21 protein-coding genes are annotated in these 25,882 nt (G+C 50.5%); 11 read left to right on the plus strand and 10 right to left on the minus strand.

Annotation, left to right across the window (positions count from 1 at the left end; genetic code table 11):
• Positions 1-146: 146 nt before the first annotated feature.
• Complete coding sequence (locus ACUN27_RS01700) at positions 147-1,898, plus strand: methyl-accepting chemotaxis protein (RefSeq protein WP_445558293.1); 1,752 nt, start codon at positions 147-149, stop codon at positions 1,896-1,898.
• A gap of 47 nt (positions 1,899-1,945) precedes the next feature.
• Here ACUN27_RS01700 and ACUN27_RS01705 read toward each other — a convergent pair whose 3' ends face one another.
• A complete protein-coding gene (locus ACUN27_RS01705; protein ID WP_445558294.1) occupies positions 1,946-2,803 on the minus strand; it encodes an AraC family ligand binding domain-containing protein in 858 nt (285 codons plus the stop codon).
• Positions 2,804-3,003: 200 nt separating this feature from the next.
• Here ACUN27_RS01705 and ACUN27_RS01710 point away from each other — a divergent pair, with 200 nt between their 5' ends.
• From ACUN27_RS01710 to ACUN27_RS01740, 7 genes are all read left to right on the plus strand, one after another.
• A complete protein-coding gene (locus tag ACUN27_RS01710) occupies positions 3,004-4,185 on the plus strand; it encodes a galactokinase (protein WP_326063061.1) in 1,182 nt (393 codons plus the stop codon).
• A complete protein-coding gene (galE, locus tag ACUN27_RS01715; RefSeq protein ID WP_445558295.1) occupies positions 4,186-5,172 on the plus strand; it encodes a UDP-glucose 4-epimerase GalE in 987 nt (328 codons plus the stop codon).
• A 25-nt stretch (positions 5,173-5,197) separates the two neighbouring features.
• A complete protein-coding gene (locus ACUN27_RS01720; RefSeq protein WP_445558296.1) occupies positions 5,198-6,778 on the plus strand; it encodes a UDP-glucose--hexose-1-phosphate uridylyltransferase in 1,581 nt (526 codons plus the stop codon).
• Positions 6,779-7,173: 395 nt separating this feature from the next.
• Positions 7,174-8,163: an acrylyl-CoA reductase family protein gene (locus tag ACUN27_RS01725; RefSeq protein ID WP_315954529.1), complete on the plus strand. Its 990-nt coding sequence runs from the start codon at positions 7,174-7,176 to the stop codon at positions 8,161-8,163.
• A gap of 59 nt (positions 8,164-8,222) precedes the next feature.
• Positions 8,223-9,080 carry a carbon-nitrogen hydrolase family protein gene (locus ACUN27_RS01730; RefSeq protein ID WP_315954530.1) on the plus strand — a complete coding sequence of 286 codons (858 nt, stop codon included), beginning with the start codon at positions 8,223-8,225 and terminating at the stop codon, positions 9,078-9,080.
• A 24-nt stretch (positions 9,081-9,104) separates the two neighbouring features.
• On the plus strand, positions 9,105-9,803 hold the full coding sequence (locus tag ACUN27_RS01735) for a GNAT family N-acetyltransferase (RefSeq protein WP_315954531.1): 699 nt from the start codon (positions 9,105-9,107) through the stop codon (positions 9,801-9,803).
• A 17-nt stretch (positions 9,804-9,820) separates the two neighbouring features.
• A complete protein-coding gene (locus ACUN27_RS01740) occupies positions 9,821-10,492 on the plus strand; it encodes a GNAT family N-acetyltransferase (RefSeq protein ID WP_315954532.1) in 672 nt (223 codons plus the stop codon).
• Positions 10,493-10,543: 51 nt separating this feature from the next.
• Here the strand turns inward: ACUN27_RS01740 and ACUN27_RS01745 are convergent, their stop codons facing one another.
• Positions 10,544-10,993 (minus strand): SRPBCC domain-containing protein, encoded by a 450-nt coding sequence (locus ACUN27_RS01745; protein ID WP_315954533.1) that lies wholly within the window; start codon positions 10,991-10,993, stop codon positions 10,544-10,546.
• 92 nt (positions 10,994-11,085) lie between these two features.
• Between ACUN27_RS01745 and ACUN27_RS01750 the strand changes: the two genes are divergently transcribed.
• Positions 11,086-11,886 carry a helix-turn-helix domain-containing protein gene (locus ACUN27_RS01750; protein ID WP_315954534.1) on the plus strand — a complete coding sequence of 267 codons (801 nt, stop codon included), beginning with the start codon at positions 11,086-11,088 and terminating at the stop codon, positions 11,884-11,886.
• Positions 11,887-12,038: 152 nt separating this feature from the next.
• Here the strand turns inward: ACUN27_RS01750 and ACUN27_RS01755 are convergent, their stop codons facing one another.
• The 3 genes from ACUN27_RS01755 to sigY are packed head-to-tail and all read right to left on the minus strand — an operon-like array spanning position 12,039 to position 13,158.
• A complete protein-coding gene (locus ACUN27_RS01755; protein WP_315954535.1) occupies positions 12,039-12,263 on the minus strand; it encodes a sigmaY antisigma factor component in 225 nt (74 codons plus the stop codon).
• Positions 12,253-12,636, minus strand: coding sequence for a DUF5345 family protein (locus ACUN27_RS01760; RefSeq protein WP_315954536.1), 384 nt, complete (start codon positions 12,634-12,636; stop codon positions 12,253-12,255). The genes ACUN27_RS01755 and ACUN27_RS01760 overlap by 11 nt, the downstream gene beginning before the upstream one ends.
• Positions 12,637-13,158, minus strand: a complete 522-nt coding sequence (gene sigY / locus ACUN27_RS01765) for an RNA polymerase sigma factor SigY (RefSeq protein WP_315954537.1) — start codon at positions 13,156-13,158, stop codon at positions 12,637-12,639.
• Between the two features lie 170 nt (positions 13,159-13,328).
• Between sigY and ACUN27_RS01770 the strand changes: the two genes are divergently transcribed.
• A complete protein-coding gene (locus ACUN27_RS01770) occupies positions 13,329-14,228 on the plus strand; it encodes a GNAT family N-acetyltransferase (protein ID WP_445558297.1) in 900 nt (299 codons plus the stop codon).
• A 113-nt stretch (positions 14,229-14,341) separates the two neighbouring features.
• Here ACUN27_RS01770 and pyrH read toward each other — a convergent pair whose 3' ends face one another.
• The 3 genes from pyrH to ACUN27_RS01785 all read right to left on the minus strand — a co-directional run bounded on the left by pyrH (position 14,342) and on the right by ACUN27_RS01785 (position 19,693).
• Positions 14,342-15,082 (minus strand): UMP kinase, encoded by a 741-nt coding sequence (pyrH, locus tag ACUN27_RS01775; RefSeq protein ID WP_127456781.1) that lies wholly within the window; start codon positions 15,080-15,082, stop codon positions 14,342-14,344.
• Positions 15,083-15,319: 237 nt separating this feature from the next.
• A complete protein-coding gene (locus tag ACUN27_RS01780; protein WP_445560588.1) occupies positions 15,320-16,615 on the minus strand; it encodes an MFS transporter in 1,296 nt (431 codons plus the stop codon).
• 159 nt (positions 16,616-16,774) lie between these two features.
• Positions 16,775-19,693: an ATP-binding protein gene (locus tag ACUN27_RS01785; RefSeq protein WP_445558298.1), complete on the minus strand. Its 2,919-nt coding sequence runs from the start codon at positions 19,691-19,693 to the stop codon at positions 16,775-16,777.
• 217 nt (positions 19,694-19,910) lie between these two features.
• Here ACUN27_RS01785 and ACUN27_RS01790 point away from each other — a divergent pair, with 217 nt between their 5' ends.
• Positions 19,911-21,098, plus strand: coding sequence for an EAL domain-containing protein (locus ACUN27_RS01790; RefSeq protein WP_445558299.1), 1,188 nt, complete (start codon positions 19,911-19,913; stop codon positions 21,096-21,098).
• Between the two features lie 324 nt (positions 21,099-21,422).
• Here ACUN27_RS01790 and ACUN27_RS01795 read toward each other — a convergent pair whose 3' ends face one another.
• Positions 21,423-24,296 (minus strand): DEAD/DEAH box helicase, encoded by a 2,874-nt coding sequence (locus ACUN27_RS01795; RefSeq protein ID WP_445558300.1) that lies wholly within the window; start codon positions 24,294-24,296, stop codon positions 21,423-21,425.
• Entirely contained in the window at positions 24,284-25,876 is a 1,593-nt protein-coding gene (locus ACUN27_RS01800; protein WP_315954542.1) for an SWIM zinc finger family protein, read from the minus strand. The genes ACUN27_RS01795 and ACUN27_RS01800 overlap by 13 nt, the downstream gene beginning before the upstream one ends.
• Positions 25,877-25,882: the final 6 nt, after the last annotated feature.

Here is a 25,882-nt window from a genome sequence, read left to right on the forward strand (position 1 = left end):
AGAAAATGAAAAGGCACCACTTTGGGAGTTATAGCTCCTGAGGTGGTGTTTTTGTTTTGGAGTGAGGGAAGCGGTGTAGGTCTGATATCAAGGGTTTATCGTATTGAGATTTTGTCATATTATGTCGATGAAAAGAGGTTCGTAGTGTGACGAAATTTCAGGACGAATGTCATTTTCGAATAAAGAAAACTAGATTTGAGAGTGATTCTGAGATCTATAAATTGGCGTATGTTGACCCGCAAGGTTTCTCGACAGACACAAGTGGCGGCAAGATAGACGCGACGAACTTCGACAATTACAAGAAAGCGGCCGCGGATAAAAAACTGGCGGTCTCTGATATCAGAACCGAGGCAAGCAGCGGGAAAAATATTGTTATCATCGATCTCCCGCTTGTCGATGCCAAAGGTGAATTCCGCGGTGTCGTGCAGATGTTTCTAGTTCCTGAACAAATCATGTCGATTATCAACCACATCAAATTTGGGGAAACCGGCTACGGATATTTGATTTCTCCGAGTGGCATGTATCTCGTCCATCCGAATAAAACAGGACAAAGGCTTGAGGAATCATCGACCGCCGAGAAGGTGGAGCTTTACAAAAAAACCGTATTTAAGGATAAAAACGGATATATCTTTTATAAAGAACCGGACGGGACTTTGAAGTCGGCTGCTTATCAAACCATCGAGGCGACGGGCTGGAAGCTAATATTGACCGCTGAGCAGTCCGAAGTGTATCAGAAGGTCAATCTGCTTCAGAAAAATGCGGTCACTATGCTAGTCATCGCAGCTGTTCTAGTGATTGTGTTGGCTATTGTCGTTTCTAGAGCGATCGTCCGGCCTATCACAACGATCTCGGCGCTAATGCAGCAAGTCGGCAAAGGGGACTTATCCGGAAGATTGTCTGACCGCGGCGAAGACGAGATTGCCTCTATGCGGAAAAATATCAATGGCATGCTCTCATCCTTCTCGGAGATCATCGGCAACATCTCGGAAGCCGTCTCCCATACGGCGGCTTCTTCTGAAGAACTGACAGCGATCGCGAACGAGTCGACGAAATCGTCTGAACATATCACGCTTGCCGTTAAGCAAGTGGTCGGCGGCTCAGAGGCGAATTATCAGGCCTCTGAACAAATTTCGACAGCTATGAATGAAATGTCGACCGGCGTGCAAAAAATTGCCGAATCGTCAACAGACGTTTCGGAAACTGTGCAGAGTGTTGTCGAGCAAGCCGGCAGAGGGAATGTCGAAATTGTGCAGGCGGTTGCTCAAATGAACGAGGTCTGCCACGTCGTAGAGCATACGGCAGGCCTGGTACTCGGCTTAGAAGAGAAATCGGAGCAAATTCGCCAGATCGCCGGATTTATTTCGGGCATTGCCTCGCAAACGAACCTCTTGGCCCTGAATGCATCGATTGAAGCGGCAAGAGCTGGCGAGCATGGCCGAGGTTTTGCCGTCGTCGCGAACGAAGTGAAGAAGCTTGCGGAGCAGACCAGCAGAGCAACTGTGGACATAACCGCGATTATCAGCGAAACGATTGCAGCAACCAAAGAGGCGTCAGGTTCCATGCGCGATGGACTGTCGGAAGTGGAGAAAGGTTCGGTGCTTGTTCAGACAGCCGGCGAAGTTTTCCAATCCATTTTAGCTTCCGTTCAAAGTGTGAATGATCAAATTCAGGAGGTCTCGGCGGCCTCCGAGGAGATATTGGCAGGGACGGAGGAAGTGGCGGCTTCTGCGCAAGAGACAGCGGGCGTGGTGAAACAAGCGTTGATGGAGCTTCAAGACATTGCTAAGCTTTCGAGCGGGCAATTGCAGGCGATGGAGGAGATTTCCGCTTCTTCGGAATCGCTCAGCGTCATGGCTGTCAATCTGCAGGAACAGATCAGCCGGTTTAAGCTGAAATAAGAAAAAGGGTTGCACAGGACCACTCATGATCCTGATGCAGCCCTTTGTTATAGCGACTTGATCTGATTCCGGTACTCACTCGGAGAAACGCCGTATAAGCGGCGGAATTGTTTGGAAAAATATAACGGATCATAAAAGCCGACAGAGGCTGCGATCTGCTCAATCGTCAGTTCCAGCCGTTCCCGCAGCAGTTGGCGTGCTTTATCGACACGAAGCTTGAGCAGAAATGTCACGGGCGTGACTTTGGTGTGGCGCTTGAAGAGGCGAGACAAATAGGCGCGGTTATAGCCTAAGCTCTCAGCCATCATTTCAATAGTAATCGGCTCGGCATATTGGGTGGACAAATAGTGAATGGCCTGCTGCACGATCCGGTCGCTCTCCGCGTCTGAGATGACGCCGGCTGTCGTGGACGCGGAGAGAGCTTCGCAGTACTCACCTAATAGAAGAAGTAAATAGCCGATGGACTTCAGTTGTGCACTTACTTTCTTGGCTCGTAAAGCTTGCTGAATATGGCGAAACAAGACGGGGATATGCCGGTTGCGTTTGTTGTGCAGGATAGGCTGCAAAGGGTTGATGCCTGTTGATGCTACCAAAGAGGGAGCTTGCTCGCCTGTAAAGGCAATCCAACAGTAATGCCACGGATCATTGTCATCCGAAACATAGCTGATCAGCTGCTCTGGCTCGATGACGAAGCTGTCTCCTGCACCTAGCGCATACTCTTCCCCCTGTGTGGAAAATACGCCTCTCCCTGAAATGACATAGTGAATTAAATAGTAGTCGTACACCTTAGGTCCTAACCGATGAACGGGCTTAGTCTGACTCTCTCCTGCAAAGAGCACGGTCAAAGCACTCTCTCCAGAGGGGAGTGGGTTCGAAACGACATAGTAGCTTTCCTGCTTGGGCATGGCTCTCTTCAGCTCCGTGGGATATTGTCCTTATGCTCCTTTTAATTTACCATACTTAGCCGCCGAGTAGAAATGTTGAAATCACATTTTTCCATGTGAAAATAACATGCTTCCATAGCCAACACTGGATTCTTCTCTTATACTGAAGTTACAAACTTGCTCCTACATCCTACTAATAAAAAACTAAAGGCGGTGCCAGAATGGCAGATTTGCAAGCTTTAAAAGACACGTTTATTGAAATTTACGGGGAATCCGCAGCACCAATTTCAGCGTTCCATGCTCCAGGTCGGGTTAACCTGATCGGCGAGCACACGGATTATAATGGCGGTTATGTATTCCCTGCTGCATTAACGTTCGGAACGACACTGCTGATCCGTCCTAGACAAGATCGTGTCATCGGATTTGCATCGACCAATCTGGCCCTTCGCAAACAAATTTCCATAGATGACTTGACCTACCAGGAGGAAGATAACTGGATCAACTATCCGAAAGGAATCTTTGCCCACTTGGCCAAAGAAGGTCTTCCGGTTACGAAAGGCTACGATCTTTTGTTCCACGGTGAAATTCCGAACGGCGCTGGACTTTCCTCTTCGGCTTCCATCGAGGTAGTCACGGCTTACGCCCTGGAGACGCTTGAGAAATATCCGATTGATACGGTGAAAATTGCCCTTTTGGCGCAAAAAACAGAGAATCAATTCGTTGGTGTGAACTGTGGGATCATGGACCAATTTGCTGTAGCTAATGGGAAAAAGGATCACGCGATCCTGCTCATGTGCGATACGCTTGAGTACCGCCATGTTCCGTTCCAAAGCGGCAGCTACAAGCTGGTGATCGGAAACACGAACAAACGCAGAGGTCTCGTCGACTCCGCTTACAACGAAAGAAGAAGCCAATGTGAGCAGGCGGTCACATATTTGCAAAAGCAGTTCCCATCCCTCACATTGCTTGGTCAGTTAAACCTGAACCAGTTCAATGAATTCAAACACTTGATCCCAGACGAGACCGTTCGTCGCAGAGCGCAGCACGTTGTAGAAGAAATTGATCGTGTGCTCAAGTCGATCGAAGTGCTGGAACAGAATGATCTTGAAGCTTTTGGCCAGTTGATGATTGGGTCCCATAACTCACTGCGTGACCTCTATGAAGTAACAGGCGTTGAGCTGGATACGATGGTTGAGGCAGCGCTGAAGGTTCCGGGTGTGCTAGGTGCGCGGATGACAGGCGCAGGATTCGGGGGATGTACGGTTTCCTTGGTTCACGAAGACAGCGTACAAACATTTATCGATCAAGTCGGCAAAGAATATACGGAAAAAACAGGTTTGACACCAAGTTTCTATGTATGTGATATCGGGAATGGCGTAGAACAAATCGAGGAGGTATTGTAAATGGCGATTCTAGTAACGGGTGGAGCCGGTTATATCGGTTCGCATGCAGTGGCTGAGCTGCTGGAAAAAGGGGAAGAGGTTGTTATTGTCGATAACTTGCAACAAGGACATAGAGATGCCGTGCTTGGTGGCAAGCTGTATGTCGGCGATTTGCGTGACAGCGCGTTTCTGGATACTGTTTTTTCGGAAAACAGTATTGATGCCATCATCCATTTCGCAGCAAATTCACTAGTTGGCGAGAGCATGACGAATCCTGCCAAATACTATCACAATAACGTGTATGGAACGCTTTGCCTGCTCGAAAAAATGAATCAATACGGCGTGAAAAATATCGTGTTCTCGTCGACAGCGGCGACCTACGGCGAACCTGAGAACATTCCGATCTTGGAAAGCGATCGTACGCTGCCGACGAATACGTATGGCGAAACGAAGCTGGCGATGGAAAAAATGATGAAATGGTTTGACACGGCCCATGGTATCAAATATGTATCTCTTCGTTATTTTAATGCGGCGGGCGCACATGCCGGCGGCAAAATCGGCGAAGATCACAGCCCGGAGACGCACCTTATTCCAATTATTTTGCAAGTAGCCCTTGGTCAGAGAGCACACATCTCCATCTATGGCGATGACTATGCAACGGAAGACGGCACTTGCGTGCGCGATTACATTCATGTTAGCGATTTGGCCAGCGCCCACGTGCTTGCGGTAGAGAAGCTGCGCGGCGGAGCTGAAAGCAATATTTATAACCTGGGCAACGGCACAGGCTTTTCGGTTAAACAAGTGATCGATATCGCCCGCAAAGTAACAGGGCATGCGATCCCTGCAGTGATCGAGCCGCGCAGAGCAGGCGACCCTGCTACCTTGATCGCCTCCTCTAAGCGTGCAAGAACGGAATTGGGCTGGAAGCCTAGCCGCGATTCCTTGGAATCCATCATTGAGAGCGCATGGAATTGGCACCAAAATAACCCGAACGGTTACGCGGAATAAGCTTGTTTAGAAAGGAGTGTGGCACATGGAACGGACAGTTGAAGCAACGCAGTTTACGGCATTAACCATTGAAAGGCTCCTTCAGTTTGCGAAGCAAAATGGACTCATAGAGCAGTTGGATATCTATACTTCACGAAATGCTTTGCTTGATTTATTTGGGCTTGCTGAACCTTATGCAGGGGAAGTGCCGGATGAGAAGTTAAGCAGCCCTGTAGCCCTTCTGGAAGATTTGCTGGATGCAGCTTACGAGGCAGGCCTCCTGGAAGAGAACACAGCCACGTACAGGGATCTGTTGGACGCACGGATTATGGGGCTGCTCATGCCCCGTCCTTCCGAGGTTGTGAATCAATTTTGGAACACGGCGAAGACCAATGGGGTTGAGGCGGCAACGAATTATTTTTATAAACAATCCATTGATTCCAATTATATTCGGATGGATCGTATTCAGAAAAATGAATACTGGCTGACGGGCACCGCTTACGGTGATCTTGAGATTACGATCAATCTCTCTAAACCAGAGAAGGATCCGAAAGAAATTGCCCTGCTCAAAACGCTGCCGCAAAGCAGCTATCCCGCCTGTCTGCTCTGCGCGGACAACTTAGGATATGCCGGGCGTGTGAATCACCCGGCAAGGCAAAATCTACGGTTCATTCCCTTAGAGCTGGATAACGAGAAATGGTACTTCCAGTATTCGCCTTACGTGTATTACAACGAGCACAGCATTATTTTCCATGAAAAACATATTCCGATGAAAACAACGGCGAATACGTTCTATCGTTTGCTCGATTTCATCGATCAATTTCCGCATTACTTCATCGGTTCCAACGCGGATCTGCCGATCGTGGGCGGTTCTATTCTGAACCATGACCACTTCCAGGGCGGACGTCATCAATTCCCGATGGAGAAAGCTCCGAGCGAGCAAACATTCGCGAACGCTGAGTTCGCTGGCGGGAAAGCGGCCATCGTGAAATGGCCGATGTCAGTCATTCGCTTGAGCGGCCATAACAAGCAGCAGCTCTACAAGCTGGCGAGCAAGCTGCTCGAAGACTGGCGCGCCTACAGTGATGCGGAAGCGGACGTCCTCGCCTTCAGCGAGAAGGACGGACAGCGGATCCCGCATAACACGATCACCCCAATCGCCCGCAACAACGCACGAGGCGAGTACGAGCTTGATTTGGTGCTGCGGAACAACCGCACCAGCGCAGAGCATCCGGATGGCATCTTCCATCCGCATCAGCACTTGCACCACATCAAGAAGGAGAACATCGGCTTGATTGAGGTAATGGGGCTGGCGGTACTGCCAGGCCGCTTGCAAGAGGAGCTGGCGGATATCGCCAAGATCCTCACGGGCGAAGCCGACTACGGCAGCGCAATCCGTGACGAGGCCTCTCATCCGCTGCATAAGCATGCGGCATGGATCGAGGCGATGATTGCGAAGCACGGCGCTGCGCTGACGGCAGACGGCGCGAAAGCGGTGCTGCAGGAGGAAGTCGGCAGCAAGTTCATGGACGTGCTGCTCGACGCCGGCGTGTTTAAACGTGATGAAGCCGGGCAAGCGGCTTTTGAACGGTTTTTGAAAGCTGCGGGTTTTGCGCAGCAGCAATAAGAAGGGCTCCCTGGTCATAGGACCGGGGAGTTTTTTTGCGATTTGTGGTGGGATAGGAGCACTCTGCGTGCCGATAAGGGAACTGCAGGACGCTATTTCAATGGGAATAGCCCATTGGGCCGGCAAGGGGAACTGCAGTCCCCTATTTTGCCAATTTTGGCGCAACTAAGCGGATTCGAGCGTGAATAAAGCCCTGTAGTTCCACCGGGACCCACAAATGGGCCTTTTCCCCCGAAATAAGGCCACGTAGTTCCCCTCATGCAACCGCAGCCTTAGAATTTTCATCGATGTGTCGAAACCTTTGAATACTGAACACGATTTTAGTAAACTAAATGGGTAGTAGTTGGAAAATTCACTTGATTGAATCCGATGGGGACCGAGGAGGCTAAACCAGTATGGATAGCTTTAAGGCGTTAGTGGTGGAGAAGACAGAGGAGCACTTTTCCTCACAGGTGAAAGAGCTGCGAATAGAGGATTTACCACCGGGTGAAGTGACGATCCGCGTGCGTTACTCGGGTATTAATTATAAAGATGCGTTGGCTTGCACGCCGAACGGTCGCGTTGTGCGGAAGTATCCCATCGTGCCTGGCATCGATCTGGCAGGTACGGTTGCCGCTTCGTCAGACCCCCGCTTTCGCGAGGGGGACGAGGTGCTTGTGACCAGCTATGAGCTAGGAACGGGACATTACGGCGGGTTTAGCGCCTACGCGCGGGTCCCGGCCGACTGGGTTGTGCCGCTGCCGAAGGGACTGTCCCATCGCGAAGCGATGATCCTGGGAACGGCAGGTTTTACAGCAGCGCTTTCGATTCAGCGTATGGAGGAGAACGGGCTGAGCAAGGAGAAAGGGCCTGTCCTCGTCCGCGGCGCTACCGGCGGCGTAGGCAGTAACAGTGTATCGATGTTGGCTGCGCTCGGTTATGAGGTGGAAGCCAGCACGGGCAAGTCCGCCGATCATGCGTATTTGCTGGAATTGGGCGCGACGCGTGTAGTGCCTCGGGAGGAGTTATCCCCGTCCGTCAGGAAACCGCTCGACAAGGAATATTGGGCAGGCTGCGTCGATCCGGTAGGAGGCGAATCGCTTGCCTATGTCCTGAGTCGGATGAAGTACGGCGGGTCTGTAGCGCTGAGCGGAGTGACAGGTGGCGGTGAATTTGCCGCGACAGTGTTTCCTTTTATATTGCGAGGCGTGAACCTGTTGGGTATTGATTCGGTGTATTGCCCGTCCGAGATTCGGAGGCCCCTGTGGGAGCGGATGGCTGGGGAATTAAAACCGCAGCTGCTTGAACGGATGATGTACAAAGAAGTGACATTAGATGGCATTGTCCAGGCGACGCAAGAGGTTTTGGGAGGGAAAGTTAGAGGGCGAGTGCTTGTTAGCTTGTAACTCTTTTAATTCTTGTAACTCAGGCTTATAGATTTAATGACAAGTTGGGAGAGATGACGTTGAAAATGCGAGTTTCGGCCGTGCAGTACCATCTGCACACGATACACAATTTTGAAGAGTTCGCTGCGCAGGTGGAGCATTATGTGAAGGTGGCTCAGGAGTTTGAGGCGGATTTTGTGCTGTTTCCTGAACTGTTCACGACACAGTTGATGTCCATTGGTGATGAGCATGGCAAAGCGCTGCCGATTGAGGCATTGCCGTCGTTTACAGAGGCTTATCGGACGCTTTTCCAAGGACTGGCTAAGCAAACGGGCATGCACATCATTGGCGGCACGCACATTACCTCTGAAGAGGGCAAGCTGTATAACACGGCCTTTTTATTTTATCCGGACGGGCGTATCGGGGAGCAGAAAAAGCTGCATATCACCCCGACCGAAGTGAAGGAATGGAATATGGGGGCTGGGGATTCCCTGCAGGTGTTTGACACGGAGAAAGGCCGTATCGCGATACTCGTCTGCTATGACGTAGAATTCCCTGAAATCGTCCGAATGGCTAGAGCCCGCGGCGCTGATGTGCTGTTTGCTCCTTCCTGTACGGATGACCGGCACGGGTTCCACCGAGTGCGTTACACCTGCCATGCACGAACAATTGAGAATCAAATCTACGTCGTCACGACGGGCACGGTCGGCGCTCTGCCGACAGTTGATTTCATGAGGGCAAATTTCGGGCAAGCCGCGGTGCTTACTCCAAATGATGTGCCTTTCCCGCCAAAAGGGATCATGGTCGAAGGTGAAATCAACGGTGATATGGTGGTCACGGCGGATTTGGATTTAGATCTGTTAACCCTCGTCCGCGAAAAAGGCTCTGTCACCACATGGCGTGACCGCAGGACGGATCTGTACACCGATTGGTCCTAATCAGGGCGAGGGGGTATGCCTAGCATGGTGGATAGGAATTCGCACCAATATTACGCTAAAAAGTTGTACGTCTTCGACGGGGACAAGCCCATTGAGGCAGTCATTCGCAATTATGAAAAAGCAGATATGGACGCGCTGATTCGCGTTCAGCAGGAAAGCTTTCCACCGCCTTTTCCGTCGGAGTTATGGTGGAATGAGGAGCAGCTCACGGAGCACATTACAAGATTCCCCCAAGGCGCACTCTGTGTAGAGGTGGAGGGGAGGATTGTTGGCTCCATTACGGGATTACTTGTCGATTATGACGAGGTGCATGCTGCTGATCACAGCTGGTCGACGTTAACCGACGATGGCTACATCCGTACGCACCAGCCGGACGGCGATACCTTGTATATTGTGGATATCTGCGTGATGCCCGCATACCGCAAGTTCGGTCTTGGCAAATGGATGATGCAGTCCATGTATGAGGTCGTTGTACATTTGGGGCTGCGCAGATTGCTTGGAGGCGGGCGTATGCCAGGGTACCATAAGCAGGCTGAAGCGATGACTGCGGAGGACTATGTGAAAGCGGTCATGGCAGGGGCTTGCAAGGACCCGGTGATTACGTTCCTGCTGCGCTGCGGGAGAACGCCGGTGCAGGTTGTGCCGGATTATTTGCAGGATGAGGAATCACTGAACTATGCACTTTTGATGGAGTGGCGGAATCCATTTCGAATTAGGACGTAAAGGAGCTTGAGAAACTAATGGAATACATACGGATAACAAGTATAGACAACCCTTTGTTTCGTGCGATGCATGATCTGATGAAGGAGGTATTCCCACCGGAAGAGGTGCTGGAATATGCCCTGTGGAAAGAGCCATTGGAGGACCCGGGGATTCGAGTGTTCGTCGCTGTGCACGAAGGGAAGGTCGTTGGTACGACAGAATACCGCTACTATGAGGATTTTCAAGTGGCGATGACGGACTTTACGATTATTGGTCAAGCGGGACTTGGCATTGGTCGTTTTCTAGCGCGTAAACGTTGGAATGACCTGGAGGCTCTGGCGGCCGAGTCGGGCAAGCCGATGCTGGGGATGTTCGCTGAGATCTACGATCCGTATCGGATCGAAGGCCATGCGTTCGGCGGCGTGAAGCCGATGGACCCTTACGTGCGGCGAGAGGTCTTGTCGCATCTCGGTTACAAGCGGATTGATTTCCCGTATGTGCATCCTTCATGGGAAAACAACGGGGAAGCGGTGGAAGAGCTGGACCTTTGCTTCCTACCCACGGACGAGGATGCGGAGGAGATCAGCGCGAAGCTGGTTGCGACGTTCCTGCGCCGTTACTATGCCGTTCTTGCGAATAAACCGCAAGCTTGGCATGCCATGGTTGAGGGGCTTGAGGGGAAAGCGTCGCTTGCACTTTTGCCTTTATAAATGAGAAAAGGCTATCTCAAGGCGTGTTGATCCTTTGAGATAGCCGCTTTTTTACCAACCGAAGTCTAATGTTTTACCAGTCTCCGCTAGTGTCTTGATATTGCTTAAAATCATCCACCAGCTTGCTTTCGTTCTCTCGAAGCTTGGGTGGTTCGGTGTCCATTCATCATTGATGAGCGTCATTTTGGTGCAGCTGCCGACCGTCTCTAACGTAAACGTCATCCGCGACTGAAAATCCGCATGATTCGGATTATAGGACGGGCCTGCATGTTCGATGCAGGAGAGAAGTTTCTCCGGTTCATAGGCCAGAATCTTGCCATAGACATGGACCGTTTCATCGCCGTCATTGCCTGGCCCAATGTATCTGAAATCAGAGCCGACCTCGAACGTAGTCTCGAGCACGCTGCCGAACAGAATTTTACGCGTCCCCTCCGGTGTCACCAGAATATCCCACACTTCTTTGCAAGTTGCACCAATATAAAATTCGTATTTTAATTCCAACTTAAGCTCACTCCCTCGACTTGTGTTAAGTTTATGATAGAAGTTTGTACGCTCCAAGTATTGTAAAAACGCGACAAGGAGTGATCGGCGTCATGTCAGACCTTATCAAGCCCAGTCTAGGCATTATGAATCTGCAGCAAACTGCACGGAAATTTCAGCTTTCCAGGGTGGCTCCCTCGGAGGATCTGGCCTTTTTCATTCGCCATTATTGGATTATCCGGTGGGATTTAAGAGGTCAAGAGCCTTATACCCAGCACGTCATTCCGAATCCCTGTGTCAACTTGGTCGTTGAGCCTGACCGGACGGCCATTTATGGACCTGGAAAAGAGAAATACGGCCACTACCTGGAGGGCCACGGATGCGTATTTGGTGTGAAATTCAAGCCAGGCGGTTTCTATCCGTTCTTCAAGCGGCCGGTTTCTGACATGCAGGCGGGCCCGCTGAGCGTTCAGAATGTATTTGATACTGATCCGCTAAGGTTAGAGGCTGACATGTTTGCGCAGACAGATGAGCGGCAAATGGTAGAGCTAATCGAACGAATGATCCGGCCTAAGCTGCCGGAGCAAGATGCGCAGGTATCTTTTATCAATGAGATCATTGATTATATTAACGAGCAGCCGGATATTACGAAGGTAGACAGTCTCTGCGAGCACTTCCACGTGAACAAGAGGACGCTGCAGCGGCTTTTCGACCACTACGTTGGCGTTACGCCCAAGTGGGTCATTAAGCTGGCCCGCATTCAGAATGCGGCGGAAATGACGGATGTGAGCGTCAGGCCGAACTGGTCCAAGCTATCGATGGATCTGGGGTATCACGACCAGTCGCATTTTATTAAAGATTTTAAGTCCATTATCGGCCAGACGCCGGATGAATATGCCCGGCAGGCGCAGTAATAGCGAAAAGAGCCGGCCTCTAAGTAGGGTGGCTCTTTTCGTGTTGTGTATCGACATTATGCTGCTTAATTAAATGGAAAAACTCAGGCTGTCGAGACTTTCTCGACAACCTGAGTAATCGGCGTAAATTTCTTAAGTAGAATTTCAGAAACTCAATTCCCTTTGCCCGAGAAGCTGCGGTGAATCTTCCGTACCGCAAACAAATACACGATGAGCGGCGTCGGTGCCTGAAGGATGCCCCAAATCCCCCAAAACCAAGGATACCGAGCACTCCGCTTGCGCGCATCAACGAATAGCCATGTGCTTTGCACGAGCAGAATAAGAGCAATGCCTATCCAAGCCCATATAGGTAGCGCATCCCAATTCTCATGTTTCATGTGAATCCACCTGCTTTCTGAAGAGTAGCCAAGCTAGCGGTGCAATGATCGCCAAAGCTTGGAAGGTAATGAAGGTAACCGGCTGTGCAGCTGCGATTATGAAGAGGAGATAGAACAGCAGTAGGGCGGTGCCCCACAACTTGAGCAGATCACCGAGCAGCCGCGAGCGCTGTTTTCTCTGGACGGCTGCAACTTGTTGATCGAACCATGCGCTGCTTGGACGCGAGGCGGGGAATAAACCGTCTAACGCGTCAAGTCCTTGCTGCAGTCTAAGAACGGCATCCTCAGCCTCATTAGGAGGACCGTCGGCCTGAGCCTCAGAAGATCCGCTCATCTGAGGCTTTTTATGATTAGCGTCCTGAAAGTTATCCATCTACACCAGCTCCTTTCGCAATTGCTTCAAAGCGTTATGCACTCTAGATTTGGCGGTCCCTTCCGCGATGGCAAGGATTTGGCCGATTTCTTCATAAGTGTAGCCGTAGTAATGTTTGAGAATAACCGGAATGCGGCTTTCCTCGGGCAGTTCAGCCAAGGTGTTCAGTACATCGGGCCAAGCCTCGTTCCGGCTTTCGGCGTGCCACTGCATCTGACGCAGGGCTTGCACCTGCTGTTCTTCCTGCCATTTCTTTTCGCGTTTGCGCCGCCGCGCCTGATCAATCATCAAACGGGTGGCTATCGTGATCAGCCAAGAGGAGAACTTGGATTTCGCGTTGTACAAGTTTATTTTTTCGATGCATCGAATCATGGTGTCTTGCGTCAGGTCCTCCGCCATGGACGGATTCAGCGTTATTTTCAACAAATATTTGTAAACAAAATCATAATGCTGCTGTAACAGCCGGGATAGAGCGGTGCGATCTCCCTGCGTTGCCCGATCAAGCCAATCTTGCTCTTCCAAGTCAAGGGTCACCCTCTCTGCCTGAATTCTTAGATAGTACGAACAACGGGGATCAATCGTTCACGGTGCACGAAACTTTATGTAAAATCATTTATTAGCTTACCACGCTGAAGAATAGACATGTATAATGGCAGTAGGATAAAAACTCAGTGTGTATGGAGGACAATCTATTGAAACAAGGCATATTTGCAAAGGCAGGACTGTCACCGCAGGAGCTGAAGGAAGTTCGGGATTTATGGGAGACATGTAACCGCCATGACCATATCGAGATTAAACTAAACTGGGGGACATTATCGGATCGTCCGCCGGGCGTGACGAATGACTTTTTATTTTACCGGGATGACCGGATTGTCGGTTTTCTAGCGATATATTCTTTTCTGTCCACGGAAGTGGAAATTAGCGGAATGGTGCACCCGGAGGCGCGAAACCAAGGTATCTTTGGGCAATTGGTTCAGACGGCGTTGGAAGCGTGCAGACATCGAAGGGTGCCGAAGGCGATTTTCATTAATGAACGGGGATCGGTGAGCGGGAAGGCTTTTTTAACGAAGCTTGGCGCGGACTATCGTTTCTCTGAATACGTGATGGAGCTTCAGGAGGGCGCGGAAGGCGTGCCGCAAACCGGTGAAGAACCGCTGACGCTGCGCTCCGCCGATGTACAGGATACCGAGCTGCTTGTTCAGCTGAACATGTCAGGCTTTCAAATGCCGGAAGCGGATACGAGAGAATACGTGAACCAAACGATTACCGGCGACAAGGAAAGAACCTGGATCGCAGAGCTCGGGCACGGGGAACAGAAAGTGCCGATTGGTAAGATCGGAGCTATGATCGAGACGGATGCCAGCGGATTCATCTATGGCTTTTGCGTTCTGCCGGAGCGTCGAGGTCAGGGTTACGGACGCCAGATCTTGAGTCTGACAATCGGTGAGCTGAAGATGAAGCATCAGGCGGGTTTGATCAAACTCGAAGTTTCGGTCGAAAATGAGAAGGCGCTGGGTTTGTATGAATCTTGCGGCTTTAGAACGAAGAACGCGAACGATTACTACGTGTTGATGCTGGACCAAAACGAGTAAAATAAAGAAGGATAGAGTGGCAGTTGTTAAAACTGTGCTCTATCCTTTTGTGCGTCTCGTCGTGCCTAGTGAGCGGAACTACAGGGCGTTATTTCGTCGAAAATACAGTTCCATTACCCCTGCTGATAAATAAGCTCCGAGGAGCCGCTGATGATCGTACCTGTATTTTGTCCTGCACATATTTCTTTCATGGAGCCGGGTTTGTCGAAATTGAACACATGGATGGGAATATGATAATCCCGAGCCAGAATAAAGGCAGATTGATCCATGACCTTCAAATTGTGGTGGATGACGTCGTTGTAGTGGAGAGATTTGTATTGTAGGGCCTCTTTATGATGTTTAGGATCCTTGTCGAACACGCCGTCAACGCCTTGCTTCGCAACGAGGATCGCTTCGCAGTTTACTTCGATAGCTCTCTGAACCGAGGGATAGTCTGTAGTGACGAAAGGCTGTCCATTGCCCCCTGCGAAAATAACGATGTACCCTTTTTCCAAATGATGAATGGCTCTAAGCCGGATAAAAGGCTCTGCCACGGAGGCGATCGGAATGGCCGTCATGACGCGCACTTCCGCGTCGGTCTTCGCCTTCAGCACACCGCGCAGCATCAAGCTGTTGATTACGGTAGCGAGAGTTCCGATATTGTCAGCCTCCGCTTTCTCAATGCCCCAGCTCTCGCCCATGTTGCCGCGGAAGATATTGCCCCCGCCAATCACAAGACACACTTCAACACCTAACTGAACAACCGTCATAATTTCATTGGCAATATGATCCAGTTGTTTCGGATCGAAACCGAACTCGCTTTCTCCCGCAACTGCCCCGCCGCTTAGCTTAATGAGGACTCGTTTGTACCGCATATGGATCTCTCCTCCCATCAGACAATTGGTTTCTCTTCCCTATCTTTGTACTGTTTCAAAATCAACGCTGCCCGTGAGATTAGGACGGCTGCAGAGCGAAAAAAAACACTAAAGCAACGAATGCTTTAGTGTTTAATAGAAATGAGAAATAGGAAACGATTCTGCTTCTGCACGATCACAGGACCCTTCATATCCCTCACTCCTTTCCGCTTATGATTAAAAGTTATTGTACACGAACTAAGTAGAAGAATGCAATTTCTGCGGAACCCGCATATGCACGATGAGTCCGATCACGACTAGCACCAGAAGCGAGCCAAGCGCGACGCGGCTGGCGAAGTTCCCTGTGGAGGCGAGCGCCAAGGTAATGGATCCGTACAGAGCAGGCCCAACAATCGAGGATACCTTGCCGGAGAATGCGAAAAGGCCGAAAAACTGGCCGCGTTTCTCCACAGGCGTCAACTGCACGATCATGGTCCGTGATGTTACCCACATGGCGCCCATCGACACGCCGTAGAGACTGCCGGCAGCCCAGAACAGGCTTTGGCTGGTCGCTAAGGCCGCAATGGCTATCGCGATGATAAGTACGAAGGCAACGATCGTGACGGCTCTTTTTGGCCCGACACTGCGGGTGACATAACCGAAGAGGAAAGAGCCGATGATGCTGGATACGGTAGAAACCAAGTAGAGGAGAATGAACTGCCCCGTTGTGAAGCCCATCACTGTATTCGCATAAATCGCCATGACGGCGATGGCTGTGGCAATGGCGTCATTAAAGAAGAAGTAAGCAATCATGAACAAGAAAGCGGCCTGATATTTTCGCGCCTCCTTGAATGTTGCCCAAATCTCGCGGTAGCCGCTTAGAAGTGACTTTTTCTCGCTTACCGGCTTGAGCGGTTTCTCTTTGTAGAGAAACATAATCGGCAGGGAGAATAGCAGGAACATAAGCGCACTAGGAATAAATGTGTTTTCATAATGATTGCCGTTAATTAAAGGGAAAACGACAAGCCCGACTAGCGTCCCTACATATCCAACGGCTACGCCTACACCGGAAATAATGGGGATTTCACGCTCGCTGCCCAGATCCGAAATCATGGAGTCGTAGAAGATTAAGCTGGAATTATAAAAGAATTTGGCGATCATGAAGAAGAAAATCACGCCTAAAATCGAGGTGTTAAGCCCCATCCACTGTTGATCGGTATGCCAGATGGCCGAAGTGCCCATGAGCAGAGTCGCCGCGATGGCAATGAGCGTAAAGGGAACAAGGTAGGCCTTCTTTCTACCCGTGCGGTCGATCCACACCCCGAATAAAGGGGAGAGCAGGACGAGAAATAAGCTGGATAAAGCATTGGAGTACGTGATGAAGGTGCTGGCTATCTGATTCAACTCTTCGCTTTTTCCTAACGTTTCTTTTAAATAAAAAGGGTAAAAGACCGTCACGATATTGGAGGAGAAGATCGTGTTCGCGAAATCGTACATGGCCCAAGCGAATATCGGTAAGGAGAAGAACAGTGTCCAAGCGCTGCGTGTCTGCATAGAATTGGATGCGGGTTCAAGCTTTGCCACCAAGGTCACCCTTCCTGCGTGAATGAATTCATTTTTCTCTAGTATATTGGCTGCCGGGCAGAGAAATCCCTGTTGCTTTACAATAAAAAAATCTCTCCACCCCCGAACGGGAGGAGGAGAGATGGCAGTCTAGCTAGAAGGCCTTTTAATTTCAACCTCAATCATATCCAAATTTTCTTTCATCTCGACCACGTCGATGCCGTTGCGCTGCAAAGTAGTAGAGAGAGAATCTTTGTCCTGAGCCGGAAAAACGTACGCATTGCTTTTCTTATTATCGAGTAAATTTTTCGCTACTTGGACTAGACGCTCCATGGAGAACGGTTTTTTGAGATATTTCTGAATTTCTTTCTCATGGAAGTCATGCGGTTGATCCAGTGCGGTAGAAACAATAACCGGTGTCTGATAGTACAAAGGATGCCTGGATAAGTCGGCGATGAAATCCCATCCGTTCTTTACACCTTCTAGATGGATATCGACAATGAACAGAATCGGTTCACCTTTGCAACGGTTTAATGCGATAATTCCCTCTTCGGCAGAGCGCAATTGGATGGAGGGAAGATTCAGTTTATTCAACGCAATTTGGATCAGCTTGGCGAGATCATCATCATCTTCGAAAATAACGATTTTCCCTTCCATGGAAGATAGCTGATACTGGTCGAATTCAATCCGGAAGGTAGTGCCCGCACCCATTTGAGACTCGTAGGAGATCTGTCCACTGTGCCCTTCAACGATCTCTTTCACAATGGCCAGCCCTAAGCCGGTTCCGCCAATTTGACGTCGGTCGGAGTTATCGACACGGAAAAACTTGGAGAACATCTGGTCATGCGCTTCCTCAGGGATGCCGAGCCCGTAATCCTGCACGGAAGCAACAACTTTGCCGTTCTCTGCGGATAAATAAATATCGATGCGTTCCGCGCCCGGAGAATACTTGATTGCGTTGCTGATCAGGTTATGGAAAACTTGCCGGATTCGATCCGCATCTGCCCGCACCCAGAGTTCCGGTTCCTGCTGATGGATGACGATGTTGTGGTTTTGTTTATCCTGCCACTGATCAACGATGTCCTGGACAGTCGGCAGTAAGTTGATCGGGGAGAAGTGATATAACTGCCGCCCGGACTCCATACGTTGCAAATCAAGGAAATCATTGATTAAATTCGAGAGACGATGAGCTTCCTTATAAATCGTCTCCATGTATTTCTTCTGTTTATCTTGCGGCAGCTCACGATGGAGTAGAATCTCTATGAAGCCAAGCACACTCGCCAAAGGAGTCCGCAGCTCATGGGAGACGATGGAAATGAACTCATTTTTCATTTCATCGACGCGTTCTTCTTCCGTTCGGTCACGGAAAACGAAGAGATAACCCTGCTGCTCCGTATCTTCACTGACGACAGTTGCATACAGCTCAGCATGCTGGGGCTGATCATCCAATACGAAACCAAATCGCTGTGTCAGATGCGTATGTGCTCCGTTAATCAGCGCTTCGATCGAAGAAGCTGCGCCGAAGAAGCTCGGGGTTTCAGCTGCGATCTCGTGGCAGCTAGCTACCAAATTCTCGCCGATGCGTTCATTCAAACCAAAATAGCGGCTCATCCGATGGTTCGCGAAAAGGATGGTCCCCTCGGAGTCACACATCATCATGCCTTCGTGCGCCGATTCCAAAATATTTTGAATCAAGTCGCGCTGTCCTTCAATTAACAGCTTCTCGGCAATAAGCTCGTCGTTCAATTCCGCCAAATGGGCAGCTTGCTTCACTCTCTCGTCATTCATTACTTGAGCGAAAAATGCCAAGCCGAACTGACGGACCAAGCCCTTCGTCAGGCGTTGGTTGTTTTCTTGGAACACGGAGCTTTGGTAGCTCGTTAGGAGCAAGAAACCGATGACCGTCTGTTTGTCGTCAAGCAGAGGAACGTAATGATCGACGGCATGCATCATCCCGCCATGGACACCCTTCTCATGCCCGGTTACATCACGCGTGTGCACCAGGTTCGTGCCTTCTTCAAAAACACGTCTTGCCGGTCCAAATAACTCGTTCTGATGAACCTGAATATGTTCCTTCGGGTATCCGATTGAATGAATGATTTCATAGGTAGGATTGCCAGTGCCGCCAGTACTGCCAATACCTCCAGTATCGCCATTACCCGGTTCGGGGTCGCGTTTCATGACAACAAGAGCCGCATCCTGCAGAAGCGAATTCAGCAGTGCTGGCAGCGTGTGCTTCAAGAAATCCTTAAGCTCCACGTAACCGGTGAGTTTCTCTTGGTAGGAAGAGATCAGCTCAAGATCCCGTTCTCTTTCGGATAGCTTGGCCAAAGTGATTTGCTGCTCTTCCTGTTGTGCAATGATCTCCTCATTCTGGGTTTCGAGACTCTCAGCCATATACCGATAAGTTTCCTCGCTTTTACGAAGCTCCTCTTCGGCATGAATGGCCCGGAAGGAGATGAAGATGGACATCACGCCTGCGATGAGTGCAATAATGCCCCCAACCATGGTAATCGTACGAGAGGTTTGGCCAGCTTTGAGAGAAGAGTTGTAGGCGTCCTCTGTGATTTGCACAATTGTTTTCTCGATGCTCGTGTGGATGACACGGTAACGATCCATCATCGTTTTGCCTGAGTTGATCCGGGTTCGAGCTTCATCCGTTTTGCCTGCGCGAATGAGTTCTAGCTGACTGTCAAAAAAGCGCTGCAGATTGGTGATCGCCGGTATGGCCTGCGTATCCATAATGAGTTGGAGAGTCGGATACTTTTTATCATAAATACGGATCTTGTCCAGATCTTCTTCCAGCTGTTTTTTGCCTGCGGTATAGGGGTCCAAATATTGTTCATTGCCCGTTAATTCAAAACCGCGAATGCTGGTCTCCTGATTAATTAAGTCGGTCAGCAGACTGTTCGTAGTCTTGGAGATCGGAATGGCATCATTCACGATCGCATCGCTTTCACTTTCCATGTTACGGGAAGCAATATAGTTCGATATACTGACAAAAGCAAGTAACGCCACGATTAAAATAACGTATAGCATGGAGATTCGCGATCTCGTGAATGTTTTCATAGCCACTTGGTCACCTGAATTCTACATAGAATAAAATGAATGGGAATTCGTTTGAAATTCGACAAGACTCAACAATATTCCTCTAAAAATCAATCATGTTATGTTTTCTTCCATGAATTCATTGCAAGAACCGACAATGTCGTTTACAATACTATTCATTACATAGTTTATGTAACATTTGAGTACATGAAGGTTTCACAGGAGGAGGGCGCACACCGTGCAGGTTAAAGACAGCAGGATTCCGCTGAGACATGAAGTACGTCCATTCTTCCAACCTATACTCTCTCTTCAGACGCAGGAAATTATCGGCTATGAGACGTTGGGAAGGCGAATTAGGGAGGACATTGTCGAAAGCTTGGGGCCTTTTTTCAAAAATCCTGAAATTCCGGAAGATGTGCAGCTTCTCATTGATCGACACTTAAGGGAGCGGGCTATTGAACAGCTTGCCTCTACACAAGATGAAAGTTTATTATTCATTAACTTAAAACCCTCATGGATCTATCGGACCTACAAGCGCACAGGCGTGCTGCCGACGATTGAACTATTGCGGAAATATGACATAAATCCTGCACGTATCGTGATAGAAGTTACCGAAGAAGAATTTACAGGAAAGCTGCAAGAGCTTACCCAAATTGTAGAGTTATATCGGCAATTCGGCTGCATTATCGCAATAGACGATGTAGGCAGCGGGTTCAGCAATTTCGATCGCATCGCCAGTTTGCAGCCAAAAATATTGAAAATCGATCTTAATATACTGAAAAAAAGCGCGATTCATGCGGGTTACAAAGCATTAATGCAATCCTTTTCCATCTTGGCAGCTCAAATGGGCGCCTCCCTGCTTGTCGAGGGCATTGAAACGAAGCAGGAGCTGCACAGCGCACTGCAAGTTGGTGCGAGATATGTGCAAGGTTATCTCTTTTCGAAGGCAGAGCCGTATTTGCAGCATAAGGATGTGTTTAAACCTATGCTGAAAGAGGAAATGGGCCTCTTTAGCCAAGGGGAATTTCAGCGGAACCGTCATCTCTCTGCCATTCATCAAAGTTTGGAAGCAGTCACCCAGTCGGCCATTCGCATTTTAACAGCAGAAGACGCGGATCAGCTTATTGAACATACGATCACAACGGTAACTGAAAACTGTATACGGATCTACATCTGCATGGAGGACGGCTATCAAATTTCTTCCAACTACATACGTAAAGAGGATGCCTGGAATAAAGACGACAGTTATCGCGGGGCGAACTGGACGTGGCGTCCGTATTTCATCTCTAACATCCTCATGATGAACCTGCAAAAGCAAGGGATCTTATCACAAGTGTACACAGATCTGGATACCTCACATCAGATTCAGACCTATTCCTGTGCGCTGGGTGATGGGTATTATTTGTTTTTGGATTTACTGATATAGGGTGAGCAACATAGAAAAGACCGTCAGGCGCTTTTGCCTAGACGGTCTTTTTGTGTGGATAGGAGTCCTTTCACAGTACAGGGGAACTACAAGGCGCTATTTTAGCTGCAATAGCCATCTGCTCAAACATTGGGGAACTACGTTCCACTATTTAGTCATTTTTGGTTAGCAATACGCCAATTTCACTGAAATAAGGCCCCGCAGTTCCCCTACAATTATGAAAGCTCCAATTTAAGCCTGAATAGAGGTTTACAGATCCCTTATATTGCGACAAACAATGCGCGCACTCTCTGGAGAATGAGGCACCGTGGCCAGCACAACCAACTAGGCCTCGACCCACTCGCGCCGCAGCGAGAACAAGTCGCGCAGCTCATCTGTCGACAGTTCGGTGATCCAATTCTCACCCGTGCCGACGATCTGCTGGCTGAGGCCGAGCTTACGCTCGATCATCTCGTCGATGCGCTCTTCGAGCGTGCCGAGCGTAACGAACTTGTGCACCTGCACATGGCGAGTCTGCCCGATGCGGAAGGCACGGTCCGTCGCTTGGTTCTCGACGGCGGGATTCCACCAGCGATCATAGTGGAACACATGATTCGCCGCCGTCAGATTGAGCCCGATGCCGCCGGCCTTCAGCGAAAGAATAAACACATTTCGCTGCTCCTCTGCCGGCCGCTCAGCATTGTCCTGGAAGTTCGCGATCATCTCATCGCGACCCGCTTTGGTTGTTCCGCCATGCAGGAACAACACGGTCTCGCCCAGCTCCTGCTGCAGCACATGCTGAAGCAGGTTGCCGGTTTCGACAAACTGCGTGAAAATCAAGCATTTGTCGCCTTCTTGGCGCAGCTCCTGCACCATCTCCAGCAGGCGCTCCAGCTTGTTCGAACGACCGCTCCACGGCGCGGTCAGGCCTTCCTTGAGCAGCAAGGCAGGGTGGTTGCACACCTGCTTGAGCTTCGTCAGAGCAGCGAGAATGAGTCCGCGCCGCTCCATGGCGGAGAGCGTATCCAACCGGTCGAACATGTCTTGAATGTAGTTTTCGTATAACGAACCTTGCTCGGCGGTCAGTGAGATGAACGTTTTGGACTCGTTTTTTTCCGGCAGGTCCAGCTGAATCGCCGGATCTTTCTTTTCGCGGCGCAGCAGGAAGGGACGGATCAATTTTTGAACCTTATTGATGATCTCAACATCGCGCGTTTTCTCGATCGCATTCACATAACGATGCGTAAACTCGCGCACCGTTCCCAGATAGCCGGGATTCGCGAAGTCGAAGATCGACCATAATTCCGTAAGCCGATTCTCAATCGGAGTACCCGTCAAGGCAATGCGATGGAAAGCGTTCAAACGGCGAATCGCCGAGGCTTGCTTGGTATAAGCATTTTTTATATTTTGCGCTTCGTCCAGACAGATGGAGTTCCAAGTGATTTCACCCAGCTCCGCTTCATCCAGATGGGACAGCGTATAAGAAGTTAACACTAAATCAACTTTGCCGACAGCTTCCGTGAAGGCGGCTCCTTTGAACCGTTGAGGCCCGTAATGCAGATGTACCTTCAATGAAGGGGCAAAGCGCTTCAGCTCCATCTGCCAGTTGCCGAGAACAGACGTTGGACAGATCAGCAGAGAAGGCGCCGCAGGCTGCTCAGTCTCTTTGACGGTGAGCAGGTAGGTGATCCACTGGATCGTTTTACCGAGACCCATATCATCGGCCAAACAGCCGCCAAGGCCGAAACGGCGCAAGAACAAGAGCCAAGAGATGCCGTCCACCTGATAGTGGCGCAGCGAGCCTTGGAAGCTTGGCGGCGGTTCCACGGTAGGAATTGCCGCCGTTTGGGTCAGCTGATCGACCATGTGGCGCAGCTGCTCGTTCAGCTCGACTTCCATCTCGATGTAGCGCATCGCATCGGGATCATCTTCCGCAGGCAGCAGCCCGGCGGCATCCCCTGCGAAGTGCAGCTCGAGCACGTCGCGGAAGGAGAGGCCCTGCTTCTTCTGCACCTGCTTCATGATCTGCTCGACCTGAGCCATGAACTTCGGGTCGAGCTGTATCCAATTGCCGCGAATCTGGATCAGCTTGCGTTTTTCTTCCAGGAGCAGGCGGAACTCTTCCTCCGTCAGCTCCAGATCACCCACAGCCAGCTTCCAGTCGAACTGCATCAGCTGGGTGAGCCCGAACATCGTCTCCCGTCCAGAACCGACGGAAGACTTGATCTTCGCGCGCAGCTTCGGCTTCATCTTGCGGATACGATCCCACCAGGCCGGGAGGAACACACTGGTCCCGGCCTCCACAAGCCGAACGCTTCCCTCTGCGAGGAAGCGCCAAGCTTCTTCCTCCGTCAACGTCTGACGGAGGGTGCTTTCGCCCGCATCCAGCCAAGGCAGGATGCGCAGCCATTTGGCCGCGTCACGTTCGACGCGGCTCAGCTCCGGCTGCCACGCCTCCGGCAGTGGCAGTTCGCCCGCCACCGGCTCGCCGGTGGGCGTCACCGCGCGCAGCACGTCTGGCGCAAGCCGGTCCTGCAGCAGCACACGCAGCTGCCAGCCTGCGCCATGCGCCAGGTCCGGCTCTGCGAGCTGCAGGCACGTGCGCATCGGCGACCGGTCTTGGCGCCAGCCAATGGCGACGAGCCAGTCTTCCTCGTCGAGCCAGAGGTCGGCGGCGAGTTCGCCTCGCCGCATGAGCGGGTACGCGGCCTCCAGCTTGCGCAGATTGTCTTTCATGATGCCGTCAGCGTCCACCCATTCGGGGATGAGCGCATGAATCCAGCGGGAAACGGCTGGCGATTCCAGAGACTGCAACTCTTCTGGAAGCTGCAGTTTCCAGCCCATCTCGCCGGCCTTCCATTTCTCATAATCCGGCATGAAGCTTCCGGTGGCTAATGCCTCGCGAACCGCAGGTGCCAAGCGGATGAAATCCGCGGAGTCCTGATGCCAGCTAAGCTGCAAATGCTGCACAGGCTGTGGATCGCTGAAATAATCGAGCGCCTCAAGTGGCTGCAGCTCAATGCCTTCGCGATTTTGCCATTCGCTTGGTTCCATGAAAGTGCCATAGAAAGAAGCGCGGTGCCAGGCAAAAAGCATATTTTTCAAATCAAGGGCGTCCCAAATGCCGCCGTTCTCGCGGGATCCCCATAGAAACAAGGAGCCGCTGGGGAGGGAGCTTACATGAACCGTCAGCGCGCTGGTTTCGATCATCGAATCCATTTTCCTTTCTTGAGCTCTTCTTGGAAGGCACGCAAGCGTGAGAATTTATCCGCTAAACGATACACATAGTGCTCCCAGCGATCGTTTTGGCCTAATTGTTTGTAAATGCTGTGCAGCTTCTTCAGCAGCCGGACAGCCGTTTTGTAGGAAGCTCTGTTTTTCTCCAAAACCGCACGTTCCGCCGCTTGATGATACAGAGGGAGGAGCAAAGCGGCATCGTGCTCTTCAATCGCTTTTAGCTCCAGCGTGTATAGATTCAATGGCGAAATACGGTTTGCCAGTTGCAAATCAACCCATTGCCGATACCTTTTCGTCTGCAGCAAATAGGCGGTGTAATAGTAATAGGAGCGAGGCAGCAGGGACTCCATGACCTGTACCCATTCGCTGTCGGATTCCAAGTGCTTGGTCGTGTCGAGCCAATATTGGCAAAAGGTCCGGAAATCATCATGATTGGCCTGTGCAATCGACTTGAACAACCAGCGGAGCCAGACCAACATATCGTTCCACTGCTGATCGTTGTAATAATAATTCAGGTACAGGAAGTAATCCTTGGCATGAGGATGAGCTAAAAGCTCCAGCAGCTTGAAGGCACTGTCTGTATCCCCCTGAATAATGTGAAAATGTGCTCTAGCCGCAATCAGTGCATCTTTCTTCTTGGCAGGCTGATCCTTCTTGGACAGCAGAGCGTCGAGGCGCTGAATCTCCTCTTTCTGCGCGGCTGTTTGAGCGGACAGCCTCCACCAGATGAAGCGATATACGAAAAGCCAGTCAATCGGGCTGTCTTTTCCTTGCAGCGCGAATTCACCGAGCATTTTGAGCGTGGCCAGCATATGTTTGGGTTCAGCCGCGAAGGAGGCGTTCAGATCCATCCCTTGAGTAAGCTGGGCAAGCTTATCCTCGCAGTTTTTTGCGGCGATTTTGCACCCATTTTCGTGATAATAAGACAAGTAAGAGCTTTTGGTCTCTTGATAAAATTGTTCGATCTTACGCATCATGAACAGCACGATATGAAGCATATAGATTTCGCGCATCGAGCTTTTCCAATCGGCGGCAAAACCAGGCAAAGACTCTAACGCAGAGTCATAAAACGTTTCAATGGAGTGCTGATGCGAAATCGAGAATCCATGAAATCTCCCCTCGAAAAAACGATGCCAATCAGCAGGCAAAGCCGCTTCTTCGGGTTTATTGGCCTTGGCGGCTTCTTTGCGTTCTTGTGCCACAGAGGCGCCTCGCAATGGTTTTTTGCGCGCAAATATTTGTTGCTTTAACTGTTGCAGCAGCAGTTCGGGCCGTCCATAGGGGGCATATAAGCTGAAGAACGTAGCACCGATATGCTGGCAAAAACCATCGAAGGAGCAGCTGCATGAGCTGTCCTGAAAATTCTCTAGGTTCACCGTCGTGTTGTGCAGTCTCTTGCCTGCAACCGTCGACTGAATGCTTGTGCCTTTCAGATCGACATCCGCCACGCGGCCTTTATGATAATACTCCCAGCCCTGCTCCAATACGGCAGCATCGAAATGCAGCGGGATTTGCTTGATTAGGTAGTTCATTCGATTTTTGGGAATCTGCAGTTTCAGCATGTGTGC

Source organism: Paenibacillus sp. WC2504, assembly GCF_052682475.1.